The 19173-nt window shown below is 40.3% G+C and carries 19 protein-coding genes; 6 read left to right on the forward strand and 13 right to left on the reverse strand.

The genetic code is table 11. The annotated features are described in order from the left end of the window. Positions 1-3: 3 nt before the first annotated feature. From AACM45_RS13595 to AACM45_RS13605, 3 genes are all read left to right on the forward strand, one after another. Positions 4-1455 carry a RagB/SusD family nutrient uptake outer membrane protein gene (locus tag AACM45_RS13595; protein ID WP_339143365.1) on the forward strand — a complete coding sequence of 484 codons (1452 nt, stop codon included), beginning with the start codon at positions 4-6 and terminating at the stop codon, positions 1453-1455. Between the two features lie 784 nt (positions 1456-2239). After that, complete coding sequence (locus tag AACM45_RS13600; protein ID WP_339143774.1) at positions 2240-2491, forward strand: RagB/SusD family nutrient uptake outer membrane protein; 252 nt, start codon at positions 2240-2242, stop codon at positions 2489-2491. Positions 2492-2567: 76 nt separating this feature from the next. After that, positions 2568-3263: a hypothetical protein gene (locus tag AACM45_RS13605; RefSeq protein ID WP_339143366.1), complete on the forward strand. Its 696-nt coding sequence runs from the start codon at positions 2568-2570 to the stop codon at positions 3261-3263. A 264-nt stretch (positions 3264-3527) separates the two neighbouring features. Here AACM45_RS13605 and AACM45_RS13610 read toward each other — a convergent pair whose 3' ends face one another. After that, positions 3528-4313, reverse strand: a complete 786-nt coding sequence (locus tag AACM45_RS13610; protein WP_339143368.1) for an alpha/beta fold hydrolase — start codon at positions 4311-4313, stop codon at positions 3528-3530. A 181-nt stretch (positions 4314-4494) separates the two neighbouring features. Between AACM45_RS13610 and AACM45_RS13615 the strand changes: the two genes are divergently transcribed. Then, a complete protein-coding gene (locus AACM45_RS13615; RefSeq protein ID WP_339143369.1) occupies positions 4495-4689 on the forward strand; it encodes a hypothetical protein in 195 nt (64 codons plus the stop codon). Here the strand turns inward: AACM45_RS13615 and pyrF are convergent. Genes pyrF through prfA form a run of 3 tightly spaced genes read right to left on the reverse strand, consistent with a single transcriptional unit; the run spans position 4686 to position 7018 of the window. After that, entirely contained in the window at positions 4686-5513 is an 828-nt protein-coding gene (gene pyrF, locus AACM45_RS13620; RefSeq protein WP_339143370.1) for an orotidine-5'-phosphate decarboxylase, read from the reverse strand. The two genes, AACM45_RS13615 and pyrF, sit on opposite strands and share 4 nt — an antisense overlap. 14 nt (positions 5514-5527) lie before the next feature. Beyond that, positions 5528-5896, reverse strand: a complete 369-nt coding sequence (locus AACM45_RS13625) for a four helix bundle protein (protein WP_339143371.1) — start codon at positions 5894-5896, stop codon at positions 5528-5530. 45 nt (positions 5897-5941) lie between these two features. Further along, positions 5942-7018, reverse strand: coding sequence for a peptide chain release factor 1 (gene prfA, locus AACM45_RS13630; protein ID WP_339143373.1), 1077 nt, complete (start codon positions 7016-7018; stop codon positions 5942-5944). Between the two features lie 350 nt (positions 7019-7368). Here prfA and AACM45_RS13635 point away from each other — a divergent pair, with 350 nt between their 5' ends. Next, entirely contained in the window at positions 7369-8028 is a 660-nt protein-coding gene (locus AACM45_RS13635; RefSeq protein WP_339143374.1) for an ATP-binding cassette domain-containing protein, read from the forward strand. Here AACM45_RS13635 and AACM45_RS13640 read toward each other — a convergent pair. From AACM45_RS13640 to AACM45_RS13675, 8 genes are all read right to left on the reverse strand, one after another. Beyond that, a complete protein-coding gene (locus AACM45_RS13640) occupies positions 8015-9376 on the reverse strand; it encodes a DUF3570 domain-containing protein (RefSeq protein WP_339143375.1) in 1362 nt (453 codons plus the stop codon). The genes AACM45_RS13635 and AACM45_RS13640 overlap by 14 nt on opposite strands. A 28-nt stretch (positions 9377-9404) precedes the next feature. Beyond that, the gene (locus AACM45_RS13645; protein ID WP_339143376.1) at positions 9405-9614 is read right to left on the reverse strand and encodes a DUF4266 domain-containing protein; all 210 of its coding nucleotides are present in this window, start codon (positions 9612-9614) and stop codon (positions 9405-9407) included. 7 nt (positions 9615-9621) lie between these two features. After that, complete coding sequence (locus AACM45_RS13650; protein ID WP_339143377.1) at positions 9622-10614, reverse strand: FAD:protein FMN transferase; 993 nt, start codon at positions 10612-10614, stop codon at positions 9622-9624. Continuing rightward, complete coding sequence (locus tag AACM45_RS13655; protein WP_339143378.1) at positions 10611-11048, reverse strand: thioredoxin family protein; 438 nt, start codon at positions 11046-11048, stop codon at positions 10611-10613. The genes AACM45_RS13650 and AACM45_RS13655 overlap by 4 nt, the downstream gene beginning before the upstream one ends. Before the next feature lie 17 nt (positions 11049-11065). Further along, positions 11066-11500 (reverse strand): QcrA and Rieske domain-containing protein, encoded by a 435-nt coding sequence (locus tag AACM45_RS13660; RefSeq protein WP_339143379.1) that lies wholly within the window; start codon positions 11498-11500, stop codon positions 11066-11068. A 50-nt stretch (positions 11501-11550) separates the two neighbouring features. Further along, entirely contained in the window at positions 11551-12729 is a 1179-nt protein-coding gene (locus AACM45_RS13665) for an AIR synthase related protein (RefSeq protein ID WP_339143380.1), read from the reverse strand. A gap of 339 nt (positions 12730-13068) precedes the next feature. Next, positions 13069-14058 carry a serine/threonine dehydratase gene (locus AACM45_RS13670; RefSeq protein WP_339143381.1) on the reverse strand — a complete coding sequence of 330 codons (990 nt, stop codon included), beginning with the start codon at positions 14056-14058 and terminating at the stop codon, positions 13069-13071. Positions 14059-14105: 47 nt separating this feature from the next. Further along, the gene (locus tag AACM45_RS13675; protein WP_339143383.1) at positions 14106-16286 is read right to left on the reverse strand and encodes a glutamine synthetase III family protein; all 2181 of its coding nucleotides are present in this window, start codon (positions 16284-16286) and stop codon (positions 14106-14108) included. 212 nt (positions 16287-16498) lie between these two features. Between AACM45_RS13675 and AACM45_RS13680 the strand changes: the two genes are divergently transcribed. Beyond that, positions 16499-17515, forward strand: coding sequence for a glutamine synthetase beta-grasp domain-containing protein (locus AACM45_RS13680; RefSeq protein WP_339143384.1), 1017 nt, complete (start codon positions 16499-16501; stop codon positions 17513-17515). A gap of 66 nt (positions 17516-17581) precedes the next feature. Here the strand turns inward: AACM45_RS13680 and AACM45_RS13685 are convergent, their stop codons facing one another. After that, a complete protein-coding gene (locus AACM45_RS13685) occupies positions 17582-19168 on the reverse strand; it encodes a carboxypeptidase-like regulatory domain-containing protein (RefSeq protein WP_339143386.1) in 1587 nt (528 codons plus the stop codon). Between the last annotated feature and the right edge of the window lie 5 nt (positions 19169-19173).

Raw genomic sequence — 19173 nt, forward strand, 5'->3', positions numbered from 1 at the left:
AAAATGAAAAAGCTTAATAATTTATTTTTAATAACGATCCTTGCCATGGCTGCTATGGTATCTTGTGAGGATGAACTGGATCAATCCCCTGAAAACTCCTTGACCACTGATAATTTTTTTAATACAGTTGCAGATTTCAGGCTCGGTCTTGATGGAATGTACGCCCAGCTTTTGACCGATGACGATGTTGCAGGTATCGGTGATACCTATTACGGTTCCGTTTCTTTGTCAGGACTACCGGATATCCTATCAGATAATGTAATCTTGGTCCAGTCCGGACGGCAATCCAATAGGAACAATTTTGAGTTCAACTATACCGCTTTGAACAATATAGGCCCATTTAATGAAGCTTATGAGATTATTAACCTGGCCAATATTATTATAGAAAGGATAGATAATCTACAAGCAGGGGCGGATAGGGACGATATTTTAGGACAAGCATTGGCCATGCGTGCATTTGCACATTTTGATATGGCCCGGCTCTATGCCCAAATACCTACCCAAGACCCAGGAGCCAACGGAACTCTAGGGGTGCCTTATATAAAATTCGAAGATGGAGATACTGGTGACCCCTTCGCTACACCTGCCAGAGATACCGTTGGTGAGAATTATGACGATATCATAGCAGACTTGTTGGAAGCGCGCGATCTTATCGCGGAGGATAATGGTTCGGGAAGGTTCAATAGAAATGCTGTAAACGCTTTTTTATCAAGGGTATATCTATATATGGGTCAATGGCAGAATTCCATCGATGCAGGAAACTTAGTGACAAGTTCTCTGGCTTCCATTGATAGCTACCCCGCTGTGTTCACTGACGACAGTACCGATGGGGTAATTATGCTGGCAGATCAAGACCCAGCACTGGACAATGTTACTGTTGGCGTCCTTTGGAGCCAAACGGCCAGTGGGAACGTAATTTCGGAATATGCTCTGGACTTTGAGTTTTTCAGTGCCATTTCAGATGATGATGTTAGAAAGGGAGTCTTATCGATTATTGGTACCAATAATGACGAGATGCACAATGCCATCAACAAAGTGGGGATTGACAGGAACGGTGTGGTAGATGTTAAACTCTTTAGAACAGCCGAGGTATTCTTGAATAGGGCCGAGGCCCAATTTGAACTGAACAACGAAGCCGCAGCTTTGGCTACATTGAACCAGTTGCGTGCGGTGCGTTATAGTGCCAATGCACCAGATGGCGAGGTAGGGGCAGCATTGGAAACAGCTATCCAATTTGAAAGAAGGGTAGAACTGGCTTTCGAATCGCACAGATTTTTTGATATTAAGCGAAGAGGGGAATCCGTACAACGATCCAATTTCGGCGATCTGTCTGATGGTACCGGAACACCCGCCAGTGTGTCTACTTTACCATCTGGCGATTTTAGGTTCCAAATCCCGTTCCCAATAGCAGAAATCAACAACAACCCAAATTTTATGCAGAATCCAGGGTATTAACTCATTTTATACTATCCTAAGATAGGATAGTATTATAGACTAAATTATTGGAACCCTTGCTGTATTTTACAAGCAAGGGTTTTTTTGGTCTCCTAAAAAGAATGATAGTCAATCCTAGGGGATTTTTGAAAAATTCAAAATATGTAGAAAGTTCGACATCTGATAGAATTCTTGAAAAAGAAGAAATTCCACATAATTTGGATAGCGTAGCACTTTTTAAGCCTCTATGCAAAGGTCTCGCTGGATTTCAAAGCGTTGCAAGACCTTAAATATGGATTGAACGACTATCACCTAAAAGGAGAAAGACTTAATATCGACTGTAGACCAACTAAATAAAGATTATTTTCTCCGTAAATCACCATATTCACGTTCTAAATTCTGCATCTTGACATACACCATGATACCTTCATCGATCTCATTGCCAGAACTTACTACAGAATAAACCTTATCCCATAAATGCCACCTCTAAAATTGTTTGGACAATATCCTGGATTCCGAAACCAACCCCAGATTAGATTGCATTAGTAAAATAACCATAAGTTTTATTCGGTCAAGGTAAGAGTTGTTAGGGTTTACCGGAAACATGAAACGCATACCGTTAATTTACCACCAACCTAACTATATAAGGCGGCTCTGATATACTTCTAAAAAGACACATCGGTTTCATTTTTAGATTGTTTTATTTGAATTAGCTATCAACATCTTCAGAGCTGCCTCCATATAGTTATTTTTAGGACGATAAAGGTCATCGAAAACCGTATGTACCGGTTCCCCATTAAACGATATCAATAGACTTCGAAATCGTGCAGGTTTAGCCAATTTAGCAAGTGTGGAATTAGATGCTATTCTTTTAGAACGCAGAAAAGAACTTTGCTTTGAAGGTCATCGTAGAATGGATCTTTTGAGAAACAATCAAAACCTTAGACCAGATGGCGGTGCCGACTCTGCCCCGGGGGCAAATAAGGTAATTTTCCCCATTGTAGAAGATGAAATCACGAATAACCCAAACATCACACAAAATCCGAGTAGTTTTTAAAATACTTCATCAATCAAATGAAAACCACTATTCAACTATTTTGAATAGTGGTTTTTTGACTTCTCAAATCCATTTTATGAAAAAAGTCGGTTTTTATTTTTTACTGTTCCTTGGCATCGCAAGTTTTGGGCAAATTCAACCCAATCAATCGGGTTCCCTGAATGAACTGTCATTTTATGTAAACACCAATACTAGAAATTATGAAGACGTAACGGGTTCAAAATATATCTTCGATGACTTCAAACCTGCCAAAATAAAAGGATTTAAAGGAGTCCATGAGGTTCGTTTTGATGTTGTTGACAATAGTATTGAATTCAAAAATAATGATGGAAGCATTCTTTTTCTTTCTAAGAATCAACCCTATGTCATTGAATTCATTGGTGATACTCTTAAGCGAATATTTGAAATCCACAAGTTTCTTAAACCAAATAAGAAAATTGAGACTACCTTCTTTGAAAAAAGATTTGATACGGAGAAATACATTCTTTACAAAAGATACCGTATTAAATATGAGCCGGAAAAGCCGGCAAAAAGTAGTTATGAAAAAAAGGTCGAGGCAAAATTCACGCGACTTGAAGATGCCTATTACTTGAATAATCCACTAAAATCTACGGATTACCTCATTGAGATACCGAGAAAAAAGAAGCCATTTTATGCATTTTTCGCTCCTCGACAAGCCGCTATAAAAACATTCGTGAAAAAAAATGGCATTAATCCCAATATCGAAAAAGATGTGCTAAAGACATTAGAATATTACTTTAATACAAATTGAGTTTAAGCAATTAAGATTAATTCGACCAAGCATCAAGTAATTATTTATCGGCTTAGGTAAAAGTTGATAAGACTTACCTAAAATCAATGTGATAATGCGTTAATTACCTAGGCTTAACTATGTATGACAGCTCTGGTATCATCTAAAAAATTTATCTCATTTTTAGATTACATATTTGAATTAGCTATACAAAGGCCAGGGCTGTCTTTACATATGATCAAGGAAGTTATGATTGACCGGCACAGAAGGTTCATGCAAGTACCACTAAGTTGTCAACTTTGACAAATAGCCGATCACCTTGTCATTAAAGACCAAAGGCTGTTCTACATTGACCACATGGCCGCAGTTTTCTACTACAAATAGTTCAGATACGCGGTGACTTTTAACAATCTTTTGAATTGTCGGTAAAAAAAGATAATCTTCGGCGCCCATGACATAAAGCGTGGGTATTTTGATATCGACCGTTCTAAAGAACCGTAACAGTGGGTTAATCTCTGAGGTGAGTTTAAACCACCTTATAAATTCTTTTTGGTACAATTTTTTGGCCTCACGAACAAATAGAAGACGAGATTCCCTATGGTTTTTATTAGGCATGATTACAAATGCAAAGAACTTGTACAGCCATAAATAGGGTACGATTGATTTGAAGATCACCCCTAATCGCATCAAGACCTGCGAACGAAAATTCAATTTCATAATTGCACCACCCATGACCATACTGGCCACTCGGTCTGGGTAGTTCTCTGCAAGGTTTCGAATAAGTATGGTACCTAGTGAAATACCAACAAAATGCGATTTCTCGATTTTTTCGTGATCGATTACCTTAACGATATCCTCAGTAATACTATCAAAGGTATACTTATCACTAAAAGCATCTTTCAGATTTGGTTTTGAGTTTCCGTGCCCCCTTAAATCTAAAAGCAGTATGTTGAAATGTTGTTTAAAATCCCTTAACTGCTTGTACCATATTGTAGAACTTCCTCCGGCACCATGTACAAAGGTTACCCATTCTTTAGAAGTTTTGTGTTGATATTTGGTGTAATGCAGCAAAAATAAAATTTGGGCTAAAATACGTTAAATTTTAACTAACAAACACAGCGACATAAGGTGACAATTGCCAATTTGAAGTTAAAATTAGACAAACTACCTGATTTATAGGTGTATACACTTGAAACCTATAGTCTAAAAACGGATTTGGAACGTATCTTTGGTATAACAAATCTTATTCGTTATGGAAAATCAATATTGTAGGGTTGGTTCGGTCAAACCAATCACAAGTGGAAATCAGGCCATAGCCGTTTTAGAGTACCGCTACCAACATTTTTTAGAAAAAGCTTCCAATATGGGTAACATTGATTCCCGTCTTGCCGATTTTTTTGAATCAAAGGCCCAAAGTATCAAAAGAACCTTGGAAAACCTGATTTAAATAAAACCTATTTTATTAAGTTCCAATTGCATTTCATTTTGAATTGCCATTGCTTTTTCCCCTGCCGCGATAGCAAAATCAGGTGCGGTCGACGCATAGATAATACCTCTGCTGGAGTTTATCAATAAACCGACTTCGTTGGTCATACCGTATTTGCAGACATCTTGTAAATTGCCCCCTTGGGCGCCCACACCTGGAACCAATAAAAAGCTATTAGGCACTATTTCGCGAACCTCCTTTAAGTATTCAGCTTTAGTAGCCCCCACCACATACATTAACCTTTCAGAATGATCATAGGTCTTTGATACCTTCAGCACTTCTTTGTACAACTCGTTTTCATTCACTTTTTGGGTTTGAAAATCGAAAGCCCCTTGATTTGAGGTCAAGGCCAGAAGAATGGTATGTTTATCTTCAAAAGCTAAAAAAGGCTCTACAGAGTCTTTACCCATATAGGGTGCTATGGTCAACGAATCAAAATTCAACGCTTCAAAAAATGCCTTCGCATATCGGGTCGAGGTATTTCCAATATCACCTCTCTTGGCATCGGCAATAGTAAACTGTTCCGGGTAGTTTTCGTTAAGATAGTCGATGGTCTTTTCCAACGACTTCCACCCTTTCAGACCATATGCTTCATAAAATGCAATATTGGGTTTGTAGGCCACACAGAATTCTTGTGTGGCATCAATGATAGCTTTGTTAAAACTAAAGATGGGATCTTCCTCTTGTAAAAGATGTTTCGGAATCTTATCCAGATCCGTATCCAAGCCGACACATAAAAAAGATTTTTTTCTTCTTATTTGGGCTACTAATTCTTGTATCTTCATTATGAGGTGTTAGGTTATCGGTTTAGGGTTTGCTTTTCCGCGTATTTTTTCAATGAGTTGATGCTCTTTTGAAGTTGATTTAGGCTCTCTATAATCTCTGAATACTTAGATTGAGAAATAAATCCGACTTCCAATGAAATAAGCAGTTGTGTCTCCAACTCAAATGAAGATCCTAATGCAATTTGAAGAAACCGACTAAAATCTTTTTGGGATTCCCTTGAGCAACCCTCAGCAATATTGGATGGAATTGAAATTGCAGAACGAGACATTTGAGAAGAAAGACCATACTTCTCCGCACTTGGAAATGTATTTACAAGTAAATAAACTTTTTTGACTAAAAGAATTCCACTCTTCCATATTTCTAAATCTCTAAAATTCCTCATTATTTAAAAATAAAAAGTGCCAAAACCTATAACCCAAAACCTTAATTAAAAAATCTCTGAAGCTTCCTTTAACTTTTCGGTATTCTCTACCAACATCAATTCATCGATTATTTTTTGAACATCACCATTGATAATATTCTGCAAATCATAAAGGGTCAAACCAATTCTGTGGTCGGTGACCCTACCCTGCGGATAATTATAAGTCCTGATTTTTGCGGAACGGTCACCACTACTGACCTGTGAGTTACGTTTGGCTGCGTCTGCCTCTTGTTTTTTTGCCAATTCTAGATCATACAGACGTGAACGTAGCACTTTAAACGCTTTTTCCTTGTTTTTGTGTTGTGATTTTTGATCTTGACATTGTGCCACCAAACCTGTCGGAACGTGTGTTAAACGCACGGCTGAATAAGTGGTATTCACCGATTGGCCCCCTGGGCCGGAAGAGCAGAAAAAATCAATTCGAACATCTTTGGGATCTATTTGGACGTCAAATTCTTCGGCTTCAGGAATTACCATTACCGTCGCCGCGCTTGTATGCACCCTTCCCTGGGTTTCTGTCTGGGGCACGCGCTGTACCCGATGAACCCCAGCCTCAAACTTGAGCGTACCATAAACATCTTCACCGGTTACCTCAAAATGGATTTCTTTATACCCCCCACTGGTACCTTCGCTTAAATCAATAATATTGGTTTTCCATCCCTTTGATTCACAATATTTGGTATACATGCGGTAGAGATCCCCTGCAAAGATACTGGCCTCATCACCACCCGTACCTGCCCGAACTTCCATGACCACGTCTTTGGAATCTTCCGGGTCTTTGGGAATAAGCATGAGTTTTATCTCTTCTTCCAACTTTGGCAGTGCCTCTTTGGCCTCGTCATATTGCATTTTGGCCATTTCAACCATTTCTGGATCACTACCATCTGCAATAATCTCTTCTGCCTCAGCTAAATTATTGGTTAGGGTAATATAGGTCTCCCGCTTATCACAAAGGTTTTTTAGATCCTTATATTCTTTGTTGAGCTTTACGTAACGCTTCTGGTCGGCAATAATATCTGGTTGAATGATAAGATCGGCAACTTCGTCAAAGCGTTGCTTAACAATGTTCAATTTTTCAAGCATAGTTCATTCGTCGTATAATTAAGCGAATTTACGATTAATTTGTACATTTAATTCGCTATGACCGCCCTTCTGTATCGCGCTACCTATTTTGCTGCTTTCCTTTTTTGTAGGGCCTTACTATTGGTTTCAACAATCTTCGGGCTTTTCCTTTTCATCATAAAACTACCACTATCACTGGTATTGCCCATTAAATTGCTTTTTTGGGTCTTTTTGTATTTTGTTTGGACGGAGCAACGGCTAAAGCAACGATTGATTTTTTATTACAACTTAGGGCTATCCAAGAAAGTTCTATTTTACGTCGCTTTTCTCTATGATTTACTTTTAACAATAGGCTTAAACCTCATTTTGTATTGGTTCTTGAAATAGATAACATAGAACTGAGCTTCGGTTCAAAACAAATCTTACATGGTATCTACCTCAAAGCTGAGCAAGGAAAAATCACGGCATTACTTGGACGCAATGGATCTGGTAAAACCTCATTACTGAACATTATTTTTGGAAGTTTAAAGCCAAAATATGCCTCGATAAGAATTGATGGAAAAAACAGAACCAAACCCTTGTTTGCTGCTAGGAACGTTGCCTATTTGCCCCAACACGCATTACTCCCGAAAACGATTAAATTGGTAACGGCCTTTAATTTGTTTCAAGTCGACTGGCAGGAATTCATTTCGCGTTTTCAAAATTTCTCCATTTATAAAAACATACCTATTGCCGAACTTTCAAGTGGGGAAATGCGTCTTGTAGAAACCTATCTCATTCTAAGCAAAGATTGCGACATTATCTTGTTGGATGAGCCTTTCTCTTTCATTGCACCAGTTTATATCGAACAACTAAAAGAACGGTTGCTCGAATTGAAAAAAGAAAAAACCATCATAATTACCGATCACTACTACCAAGATATCTTAAGCGTGGGGGACAGTATCTATCTTTTAAAAGACGGTTCTTCAAAATTTGTTACAAATCAAGAAAGTCTGATAAGGGAAGGGTATCTACCCGTTAATCCACAATAAACGTGGTACCTAGGGTCAAGATGGATGCCGTCAGCCCATCACTTCTATCGTAATAATTGAACCTTAGGTCAATAGTTTTTAAACCAAAAAGGAAAAGTCGCGTCTTGGTAAGAATATCTTTGTACTGTACCCCAAACCCGTATTGATTGGCGGTGTATTCAGAAAGGTCAAAATCAGAAGTGTAGAAATCAAAAGTTGACTGTGCAATCTCTTTTTGAAAAAAATAATCAGCTGCGGTCTGTTGATAATAACGGTATGTAGGATAGATAGTGAACTTATCGCTAAGCCTTACAGGCACCTCTAAGCTCGCCGTATGTGATTGAATGCCCCAATCATCGAAGTAATAGCGGTAATAACTGCGCAATACTATAATATCATTTAAATAATAGTTCAATCGCCCCCCTATAGGTACTTTAAAGCGGGTGTCCGGCAGACGTTCCACGTCATCGGCCAATTGAAAATCCTCAATAAAAAAGTCTTGTACATCGCCAAAATAAACCCGCTGAAAAGGAGTGCTCAGCAATCCGTTCTGAGCAACCAAATCAACGGAAAGCGAACCTTGTATGCGTTTGGTAAGAATCTGGGAAAAACCAAACGATAAAGAATACGAATTGCGATTCTCATTTTCAAAACGTTCAAATATGGGGTCATACCCCGCAATGTTTTCAGCGAAACCACCACGCAGTTCCACGGGATACTGAGGATTCCAACTATCTAAAAATACTTGACCCGAAATCGATATTTCGGTATTCTTCTCATTGAACAAATACGCGTACGAACCACCAAACCCAACTGAAAAGTAATCGTACTCATTGGACACATACCCCTTTGCGGACCATATCTTGTTACGGTCATCTGAGGAATGTGAATACGAAGGATTGAAGTAGACCAACTCATCAGTGCGCGATTCGCCCGAGGAAGCATCAAAAGGCGAAGCTCGCCCTTGACTATCAAAAGGGTTTACATTACTCGACGACGCCGAGGTATAGGCCGAAATACCAACATCAATGGTCAAAACATCGTCTTTATTCAAGGGCATCCTCAAAACCAGGGTGGATGTGGCATCGGTCAACTCTTCTGTACCTTCACCTCCATTGACTGCGGCATTTTGCCCATCTTGACCGTAGTAACTAAAAAGCATGTCCAATTCACCGGCTTCCAGCACCCTCTTTTTATAAGAAGTAGTGGTTTGTTGGGCTGAGCAACAGAGATGTGCAAGAAAACAAATTAAAATTGAAAAAGACTGCCTCAAAATAAACTTTAAATTTTTTAAACCATTCCAACTTCCATCAACAAACTTAATTTTAAAAGACCCTTCGACTTCGCTCAGGGTAAGTTCAACCATCAAAGTTCGCAAGCGAACTTTTGGGTTTCACTTAATTACAACCACATCCACCACCGGATTTTCCTCCATTGGCCCCGGAAGCGGCTTCACGATAGATTTGGAAATTTGTTTCAAAGCGTTCCATACCTTTTAAACTCAATTGCATTTCGCCATCGTTCAAGTATACTTTTTCATATTCCCTGACGACCACACATGAGCTGTTTGCAACTACTATAAGAATTAAGAGAGTCAATTTTTTCATTTCAAGATTATTTTGAGGTATCCAATAAGATGCCCGAACTTTTATGAATATCATTCGCATCATCAACTACGACCACCTCAACGCCTTCCAATTGATTGATGAGATGAATACCGCTGTCACGCCCCATAATGAATACTGCCGTGGCCAAGGCATCACAGAGTTCCGCGTTTTTGGCGAACACCGACACACTTTGTACTCCTTTAGTGGGATAACCTGTTCTAGGGTCGATAATATGCGAGTACTTTTCGTCGTTGAAAACAATATATTTTTCATAATTACCTGAAGTGGCAACCGATGATTCTATAATCGGTAACCACGAAAAAACCTTTGACTTATCCAAAGGATTGGTAAGACCTACCATCCATTTCTCCCCACTATGCTTGGTACCCCAAGTGGTCAAATCGCCGGAAGCATTTATAATTCCGCCTATTACCCCTTTTGAAATCAATAAAGCTTTTGTTTTATCTGCGGCATAACCTTTACCTATCGCTCCGAAAGCCAATCGCATGCCCGGTTCCTTTAAAAAAACCGTGCCCTTGTCAGCATCTAAAATAATATTTTGGTATCCTATCTTGGCTACCGATGCGGTAATCTCGTTTTTTGTGGGCAATTTTTTCATTTGACCGTTGAACTTCCAAATATTATCCATGGAAGCATAAGAAATGTCAAAGGCCCCATCGGTAATTTCTGAAATTTTCTTGGCCCTTTCTATAAGTGAAAAGAGTTCTTTGCTAACCTTTACAGGTTGTCTGCCCGCATTTCTATTGATTAAAGAAGTCTCCGATTCTGGATCCCAAGAAGAAATCAATTTCTCTATTCTGGTAATTTCATTTATAGCCTCATTTATGGCGATATAACCGATATCCTCGTTTTGGGCCACGAGCGTAATCTCAAACCGCGTACCCATGAGTTTTAAGGCCTTGCTGACCGTGACAAGATCCTCTTGGGCAGACAGCAAGGTGCATGTCAATAGTAAGAATATGACAGCGTAGGGCTTCATTGAGGGACAAAAGCGTTCAAATGGGCAATATAATTGCTGGCAGATACCCTCTTGTACCCTGTTTCGCCCAGTACGTTCTCATTTCCGTCTAAAAGCACTACAAGCGGAAAATGCCCTTTCGGATTGAATTTTTTCGCCAATGTCTTATTGGCATCCATCAAATCATTCGAAAGTTGATTTGATTTCCTTTTCGGAAAATCAGCTTTGTAAAGCACATAGTTGATTTCGGCATGTTTTTTAAAATCTGCCGACTGCCAAATCTTTTTATCCATTTTTATGCAAGGGGCGCACCAATCAGAACCACTAAAGACAACCAAAAGTGGTTTGTTTTCAGTTTTCGCCTTTGTTAGGGCATTCTGATAATTGGGCTCCCAATTTTGCGCCATCAGCACCAATGGAAACAGCATGGTAACCAAGCCTAGTTTCATTTTCATTTTATTCGTCGTGTTTACTACTCAAAAATCCTTAAAGTGTCTCCCATAAGTTCGACATTGAATATTTTAAGCGGATTGTTGGTAATGGTGTTCAATGGTGTTCCTGTTTGTGAAAACCGCGAACCATGGGTACTACACCTAAAAATTCCACCATCTTCGGTAATAAAACGTACCTCTTCGGTCTGCTGATGGCTACAAACTTGGCTTGCAGCGACCAATTCCCCTTCAAGATTACGGGCAATCACAACAAAGTTTTTTAGAATAAAACCTCCATTATTTGCCAGTGGAGCAGCCTCAGAAGAGGTTAAATCCACTGTGAAGTCCACTCCCGTTGGAACAGGAAATGTATCAAGCTCTTCATCAGAATCAGAAGAACAACCGTGTAAACAAGGGAAGGCTACCGCAAAGGCAGCACCAGCACCCAGCGTTTTTAAAAATTTTTTTCTTTCCATAGCAGTATTGGGGTTTATAGAGAAAACGTTATTTTCAAAAAAATCGTATGCTAATATTCGAATGTTCCGAATTCGCTTTTGATCGTAAGCCTTTTTTGTTCAGAAGCTTCTACCCTACCGATAATTTGGGCAGCCACATCAAAGCTCTTCGAGAGGGCCATTAAATCAGCAGCTATCCGTTCATCTACATATAATTCTAGGCGATGGCCGCAATTGAAAACCTGGTACATCTCTTTCCAGTCGGTATCGGACTGTTCTTGAATCAATCTGAATAAGGGCGGAATTTCAAAAAGGTTGTCTTTTACAACATGAAGACCATCAATGAAATGTAATATTTTGGTTTGTGCCCCACCGCTGCAGTGTACCATACCGTGAATCTCTTTTGAGGTATATTCTTCAAGGATTTTTTTCACGATCGGAGCATAGGTTCGAGTGGGCGATAAGACCAATTTTCCAGCATCTAAAGGAGCGCCTTCTACGGTATCGGTTAATTTTGTGCTGCCAGAATACACCAATTCTTCTGGCACGGAGGCATCAAAACTCTCTGGGTATTTTTCGGCCAGGTATTTTGAGAATACATCGTGCCGGGCCGAGGTCAACCCATTACTACCCATACCCCCATTGTACGCTTTTTCATAGCTGGCCTGACCAAAAGAAGCCAAGCCGACGATAACATCGCCAGCTTTGATATTGGCATTATCAATAACCGAACTCCGTTTCATTCTAGCGGTAACCGTGGAATCAACTATTATCGTGCGCACAAGATCACCCACATCAGCGGTCTCACCCCCGGTGGAATGAATGGTCATTCCATGGCTTTTTAAATCGGAAATCAGTTCTTCCGTTCCGTTGATAATTGCGGAAATAACTTCACCGGGAATCAAATTCTTATTGCGCCCAATCGTGGAAGAAAGCATAATATTATCGACTGCACCCACGCATATCAAATCATCGATATTCATAATCAGGGCGTCTTGGGCGATACCTTTCCATACCGATATATCACCGGTTTCTTTCCAATACGTATAGGCCAAAGACGATTTGGTACCTGCCCCATCGGCATGCATCACCAAACAGTGTTCATCACTACCGGTTAAGTAATCTGGCACGATTTTGCAGAATGCCTTGGGAAAAAGACCTTTGTCAATATTTTTAATGGCATTGTGCACATCTTCTTTTGAAGCCGAAACTCCACGTTGTGCATATCTTTTACTGGTATCTGAAGACATGGATTAGGTATTTGCGCAAAAATAAGAAAACCGTATTGAGATGTTTGAATTCGTAAATATTAAATTAGCATCTAGGGCCTCGAAGTAAGGTGTGATTACTGTTAACTACCGGGAGCCAACCTGTAAATCCCCGACCCGAATGCCATCTAGGCAGTAGTAGGTCAATACAACAACTTCCGCTGTAATTTCTTTACTTATGCCAAATCCCCTTATTATTGGTGTGTTTTGTCAATACTAGAGTATCGTATAATTGAATTGATCTTAATCTTATTTTAAAGTTCTCAATTCCTCGTCTTTTCCTATGTTCATAAAAACCGATAAGTACACACTATTTTTTTATCAGGTAAGTTGCGGAAGTTGACCCAAGTAATCTTTTTCCCAGATTTTTTGGGTAGTAGGTTGATCTATGTTTCCACCTGAGATAATCAACAACACCCGTTGCTTTGTCTTTTGGGTCTTTAACCACCTTCGAATCGCTTCCATGGGCATCGCGCAAGTGGGTTCTATTCGACATTTTAATAAATGGGTCAACCATTGCGTCCAATACACCAAATATTCCTCTTCTATCTCGTAAAAACCATCTAGTCTCTTTAGGTATTCAAATGTAATATCGCCAATTGCCATGGTCATCGCCCCGTCTGCCAAGGTGTTTGGTACAGCGGGCAAACGCTGTATACTACCCTTTCGAAGCGACTCTGCGGCATCATTGGCATTAAGGGGCTCTACACCAAAGACTTTGGTTTGTGGTGAAAGTCCGCGAGCCGCTATCAAAGTTCCTGAGGTGAGTCCGCCACCCCCACATGGCGTGAAAACAGCATCAATATGACCAAGCTCTTGCAACGCTTCATATGCTGCGGTACCCTGGCCACAAATCACCTGTTCATGGTTAAAGGGGGGAATCCAAAACGTGTCTTCTTCTTGGGCAGCCTTGGCGACCAAAGTATCCGTAATATTTCTGGTTTCACTTAAAACCACCCTGGCCCCATAGGCCTTGGTAGCCTGTATTTTGACCTTTGAAGAATAGGCCGCCATAAAAATCGTAGCAGGAATGTCGAATTGTTTTGCCGCAAAAGCTACCGCCTGGGCATGGTTGCCCGAACTATTTGCTACAATGTGTTTCGGGCGAAATCCTTGTTCCAATAGCCACGATAGCGTGTTGACCCCGCCCCTAGCCTTAAAGGCACCTATCTTTTGAAAATTTTCGGCCTTAAAATAAATTTCATGTCCAAGCCATTCGTTCAATAGCGAAGACGTCAATATCGGGGTTTTCGTAATATAAGGCGTTATCCGTTCTTTTGCCTTTTCAATGTCCTCAAGTTTCAGTGCCATGGTTTAAAAATAGCCATTCCTCCACTTTCATGAATAAAGGGACCGGCTTATTTTACAAATAGCAGTTCTCGATATTTTGCCAAGGGCCACAGTTCATCTGAGACCAATTGCTCCAATACATCGGCATTCCCTCGAATATCTTCAAAATAAGGTTGTATGGTATCACAATACTCCTTGGCCTTTTTGTCGATATCGACCAACCTATCGGCTTTCTCCCTTGCTTCGTTCATGCGGTCAGCCAACTTTTTTATGGCCACCAGGTGCTCCCCTATCTTTTCAAGGATATTCAACTGCGGTTCGGTAATCTTTTTATGTGCCGCACCGTATACCTCCTTAAGTCCGGCCACATTTTCAAGTAATAGGTTTTGATATTTTATCGCTGCCGGAATGATATAATTGTAGACCAACTCTTTTAAAATTCTACCTTCAATTTGAATATGGAACACATAATTATCGAGTTCCACCTCTTGGTGGGCCACCAATTCTTTCCCATTCATCACATTGGTTGTGGCAAACAGGGCCAGACTGTCTTTTGAAGTCAATACCTTGAGGGCGTCAGGGGTATTCTTATTATTACTCAGTTTTCGTTTCTTCGCCTCATTCTCCCAATCTTTACTGTAACCATCACCATCAAAGCGAATTCGTTTTGAGGTTTTGATATACTCCCTCAGCACATTAAAAACCGCCTCATCTTTCTTCAAGCTTTTTTTATCGATAAGGGCATCGACCTCTTTTTTAAAATCGGTCAATTGCTTGGCAACGATGGTATTGAGCACCGTCATGGGTTTAGCACAATTCATTTTAGACCCGACACCACGCATTTCGAACTTATTTCCCGTGAATGCAAAAGGGGAGGTTCTGTTTCTATCGGTATTGTCTAAAAGGATTTCAGGTATCTTACCGACCACGTTCAACTTCAATTCCGTTTTTTCCTCTGGGGATAGTTTTCCTTTAGACACCCCTTCCAATTCATCCAAGACGTCACTCAATTGCTTCCCTACAAAAATCGATAATATCGCCGGTGGGGCTTCATTTGCCCCCAGGCGGTGGTCATTACTGGCAGATGCAATTGATGAACGCAATAACTCCTCATAGGTATCGACCCCTTTTATGGTATTAATGAAAAATGTCAAAAACTGTAGGTTTTTCATTGGGGTTGAACCCGGACTCAGCAAATTCACGCCGGTATCCGTAGCCAAAGACCAATTATTGTGCTTACCCGATCCATTGATCCCAGCGAATGGTTTTTCGTGGAACAACACTTTGAACCCATGCTTATCGGCAATTTCGTCCATTACATCCATCAACAAAAGGTTATGGTCTACGGAAAGGTTCGCTTCTTCAAATACGGGAGCAAGTTCAAATTGGTTGGGGGCAACCTCATTATGCCGTGTTTTGACCGGTATGCCCAGTACCATACATTGCTTCTCTAAGGCGCTCATGAAACTAAGTACCCGACTGGGAATCACTCCAAAATAGTGATCGTCCAACTGCTGCCCCTTGGCCGCTGCATTACCGACCAAAGTACGCCCTGTCATCAAAATATCAGGTCGTGATTCCGCCAGTGCCTTGTCAATCAAAAAATATTCCTGTTCCCAACCTAAGGTCGCATGAACCTTTCTGACCGTTTTATCAAAATATTGGGCCACATCGGTGGCCGCTTGATCGACGGCATGCAAGGCCCGCAATAGCGGTGCCTTATTATCTAGGGCCTCGCCCGTATATGACACGAAAATAGTTGGAATACATAATGTGGTCTTATATACAAAAGCAGGCGAAGTCGGATCCCATGCCGTATAGCCACGTGCTTCAAAAGTATTTCGTATTCCCCCACTAGGGAAGCTCGAGGCATCAGGTTCTTGTTGTACCAATTGTCGTCCCCCGAATTTTTCAAGGGCCCTACCATCTTCCATAAGGTCAAAAAAAGCATCATGCTTCTCGGCCGTTGCCCCTGTCAAGGGTTGAAACCAATGGGTGTAGTGGGTAGCCCCCATAGCAAGTGCCCATGCTTTCATTCCCTCGGCAACCTGATCTGCGATTTTTCGGTCGATCTTGTTTCCTGAAAAAATAGCGGCCTGCACTTTTTTATAGGCTTCAGTCGTAAGAAACTGCAACATTTTCTCATCATTAAAAACGTTTTTGGCAAACAAATGTGAGCGTTTTTCAGACTCTTCCATGTTGATAACTGCCCTATTATCGCTTTGCGATAATGCTTCAAATCTCTTCATAATCTGTTTTCCTCAATTTCGACATACAAAATTAACAAATTAGCAATAAGACCCTCTAAAAAATGATTTTTTATTAATCTACCCCCTGAAAAATAGGGTGTAAAAAAATATTAATAACTTCTTAAGAATTCACCCCCTAAAAATTTAAGATTGTACCAAAAAAAATTATTTTTACGCCTTAAATTTGAAACGTTACACGTAAACAACACACTATGAGCAAATCGAAATTAGAATACATCTGGTTAGATGGTTATTTTCCAACGCAGAACATGCGTAGCAAAACTAAAGTAGTAACTGATTTTAGCGGTAAATTGGAAGACTGTCCAATGTGGTCTTTTGATGGAAGCTCAACGCGCCAAGCGACAGGTGATTCTTCTGATTGTTTGTTGAAGCCTGTAGCAATTTACCCCGATCCCGCCAGAAAGAACGGATGGTTGGTCATGACGGAAGTTTTAAACGCCGATGGTACCCCACACACCTCAAATGGTAGGGCCACTATTGATGATGATGATAATGATTTCTGGTTCGGTTTCGAACAAGAGTATTTTATTATGGACACCCAGACCCAACTTCCCCTAGGTTTCCCTATCGGTGGATATCCTGCCCCGCAGGGAATGTATTACTGCTCAGTAGGTGGCAAAAACACGCACGGAAGGGACTTGGTAGAGGAACATGCCGATTATTGTATTGCAGCCGGACTTAATTTTGAAGGTATCAATCAAGAGGTAGCTTCTGGTCAGTGGGAATTTCAATTATTTGCCAAAGGGGCCAAAAAGGCGGGGGATGAAATTTGGGTCGCCCGTTATTTATTGGATCGTTTGACGGAGCAATACGGATATTATATCGAATACCACCCAAAACCACTAGGTAAAGACATGGATTGGAATGGTTCAGGTATGCACGCCAATTTCTCTAATACCACATTAAGAACCTGTGGCGATCAGGCGACCTATGAAAAAATATGTGAGGCTTTCAGACCTGTGGTGAAAGAACACATTGCCGTATATGGTGAATTCAATGACCAGCGTTTGACCGGTGATCACGAAACCCAATCCATTGACGAATTCAGCTTCGGCATATCCGATAGGGGGGCATCAATCCGTATTCCAATCGCCACGGTAGAAAGTGGCTGGAAGGGATGGTTGGAAGATCGAAGACCGGCATCTAACGGAGATCCTTATAAAATTGCAGGAAGAATTATAGAAACCGTCAAATCAGCTGACGTATAGATACTAATTAGTTGTTGATTACTAAAAAAACCGCCCGTCTCGATGCAATTATTGAAGGGCGGTTTTTTATTGGTCCACATTTTTAAGTGGCGTATTCATCCAAAAATCGAACCTTTTCTTTTTTGGATACATCGGCTGCCTTGTATCATAGAGCGGTCGTGTTTTAAGCATTAGACTGTCTTTGAACGCAATCCCCTCATTTGCCACTTGCTGGGTGAAAAATTCCCTAAATTGATCTAGACGTTCCAATTTCCTTTCATCCAACAGATTGTTTTCCTCATCGATTAAAGTACTTATTTGAAGAAACGGTTTTTCCCTTACCCCTTTTTCAGTGTTTGAGAATAGTTGATTCCTCAACGCTACTTGACTGGCTCCGTCACTCAGCTTTAGGGTCAAACTCTTACCAGCGGCAGAAACGATACGCCGAAATTGTATCTGCTGTCCCTTGAACCTAAGCTCAATGTCCTTCAGTTTCAATTCATCATAATTTTTAGCGGGTTTGTTCAATTGCACCTCAAGTAGGCCATTCACCTTATCTAAAATCAGCTTTTCGATCTTGAATTTTGCGGGGCGCCTAATGACAAACTTATTGTGGAATGAGATGTAGTTGAGATACATCTTTTGTTCGATATCGGCATATTCGACCGATATTTCATATAGCAATACTTTCCGGTCCCGAATTTTTTCACTGAAATTCCCTTCGGTACCAACGTGTTTCTTGTAAACCGCATAGTCAAGCCTTCTAATGGCATAATCATTTTTATCGATGTAAATAAAGCCCCTTACCTGAAATGGAAAAGGACTTTTCCGTATTCCTATTTTGTACACTTCTTCCCCATTATAAGCGGTGGTTTCCACTTTTGAAAAACGGTGCTGGCCAATAAAGTCCTCTGTCATTTTACCAACAAAGGAATACGCCGGCACATTGTGGTTTCTTATGGCATCATGAATATGCAATATCACGAGTTCGTTACCACCATAATCACTTATTAATGCCGCATCGGGAATAAACTTATCTTGGCTTATGTAATCATAGGGTTTCGCGGCAAAAGAATCTATCTCAAATTTTTTATTCTTGGTATAGGAGAACAGCCCATAGGAGATTTGCTGATAGTCGTCTGATTGAAAACCCACATCGTACACCTGAACAATGGCTTCATTCAAATTGACATATTCACGTTGCTTTAGTTGATAATCGCGATAGTACCCTATGATGCTAAATGGATCTTGCGGATAATTGTCGGGTATTCGTTCTAAGGCATATTTGATAATTTTACGAGCGGTCAATCGTTTGGCTTTTGCCGTTACCGTAGTTTCGTTCAATTCGAAAACCGCAGCGGTCATTAAAATAGTATTGATACCACCTGTAGTTAATACGGAAAACGGAATACGCTTGGTTTCGTACCCCATGCTGGAAATTTCCAAAATTGTGCCTTCAAGTTGAAAAGTCGTAGGTACCCTGAAACCACCATCTTGGTTTGAAATGACGCCCAGGGCTTTGTCTTCTACCCTAATCGTAGCGAAGACGACCGGTTCATTGGTTTTTGAATCCAATAAAACACCATTGATAAATTCGTCTTTAAATTGTGAAAAAACAATATTCAACGACAAGAACAAAAGAAAGAACAAGTATTTTTTTAAACTAAAATCCATACCAT

This window comes from Croceitalea sp. MTPC5 (assembly GCF_036985505.1).
Classification (GTDB): Bacteria; Bacteroidota; Bacteroidia; order Flavobacteriales; family Flavobacteriaceae; genus Croceitalea.

Bases quoted from the DNA above. Each gene is read 5' to 3' on its own strand.
- AACM45_RS13675 (WP_339143383.1), bottom strand. From the start codon at position 16,286: ATGAAGAGATTTGAAGCATTATCGCAAAGCGATAATAGGGCAGTTATC.
- AACM45_RS13660 (WP_339143379.1), bottom strand. From the start codon at position 11,500: ATGGAAAGAAAAAAATTTTTAAAAACGCTGGGTGCTGGTGCTGCCTTT.
- AACM45_RS13605 (WP_339143366.1), top strand. From the start codon at position 2,568: ATGAAAAAAGTCGGTTTTTATTTTTTACTGTTCCTTGGCATCGCAAGT.
- pyrF (WP_339143370.1), bottom strand. From the start codon at position 5,513: ATGAAGATACAAGAATTAGTAGCCCAAATAAGAAGAAAAAAATCTTTT.
- AACM45_RS13665 (WP_339143380.1), bottom strand. From the start codon at position 12,729: ATGTCTTCAGATACCAGTAAAAGATATGCACAACGTGGAGTTTCGGCT.
- AACM45_RS13670 (WP_339143381.1), bottom strand. From the start codon at position 14,058: ATGGCACTGAAACTTGAGGACATTGAAAAGGCAAAAGAACGGATAACG.
- AACM45_RS13595 (WP_339143365.1), top strand. From the start codon at position 4: ATGAAAAAGCTTAATAATTTATTTTTAATAACGATCCTTGCCATGGCT.
- AACM45_RS13615 (WP_339143369.1), top strand. From the start codon at position 4,495: ATGGAAAATCAATATTGTAGGGTTGGTTCGGTCAAACCAATCACAAGT.
- prfA (WP_339143373.1), bottom strand. From the start codon at position 7,018: ATGCTTGAAAAATTGAACATTGTTAAGCAACGCTTTGACGAAGTTGCC.
- AACM45_RS13655 (WP_339143378.1), bottom strand. From the start codon at position 11,048: ATGAAAATGAAACTAGGCTTGGTTACCATGCTGTTTCCATTGGTGCTG.
- AACM45_RS13625 (WP_339143371.1), bottom strand. From the start codon at position 5,896: ATGAGGAATTTTAGAGATTTAGAAATATGGAAGAGTGGAATTCTTTTA.
- AACM45_RS13650 (WP_339143377.1), bottom strand. From the start codon at position 10,614: ATGAAGCCCTACGCTGTCATATTCTTACTATTGACATGCACCTTGCTG.
- AACM45_RS13685 (WP_339143386.1), bottom strand. From the start codon at position 19,168: ATGGATTTTAGTTTAAAAAAATACTTGTTCTTTCTTTTGTTCTTGTCG.
- AACM45_RS13680 (WP_339143384.1), top strand. From the start codon at position 16,499: ATGAGCAAATCGAAATTAGAATACATCTGGTTAGATGGTTATTTTCCA.
- AACM45_RS13645 (WP_339143376.1), bottom strand. From the start codon at position 9,614: ATGAAAAAATTGACTCTCTTAATTCTTATAGTAGTTGCAAACAGCTCA.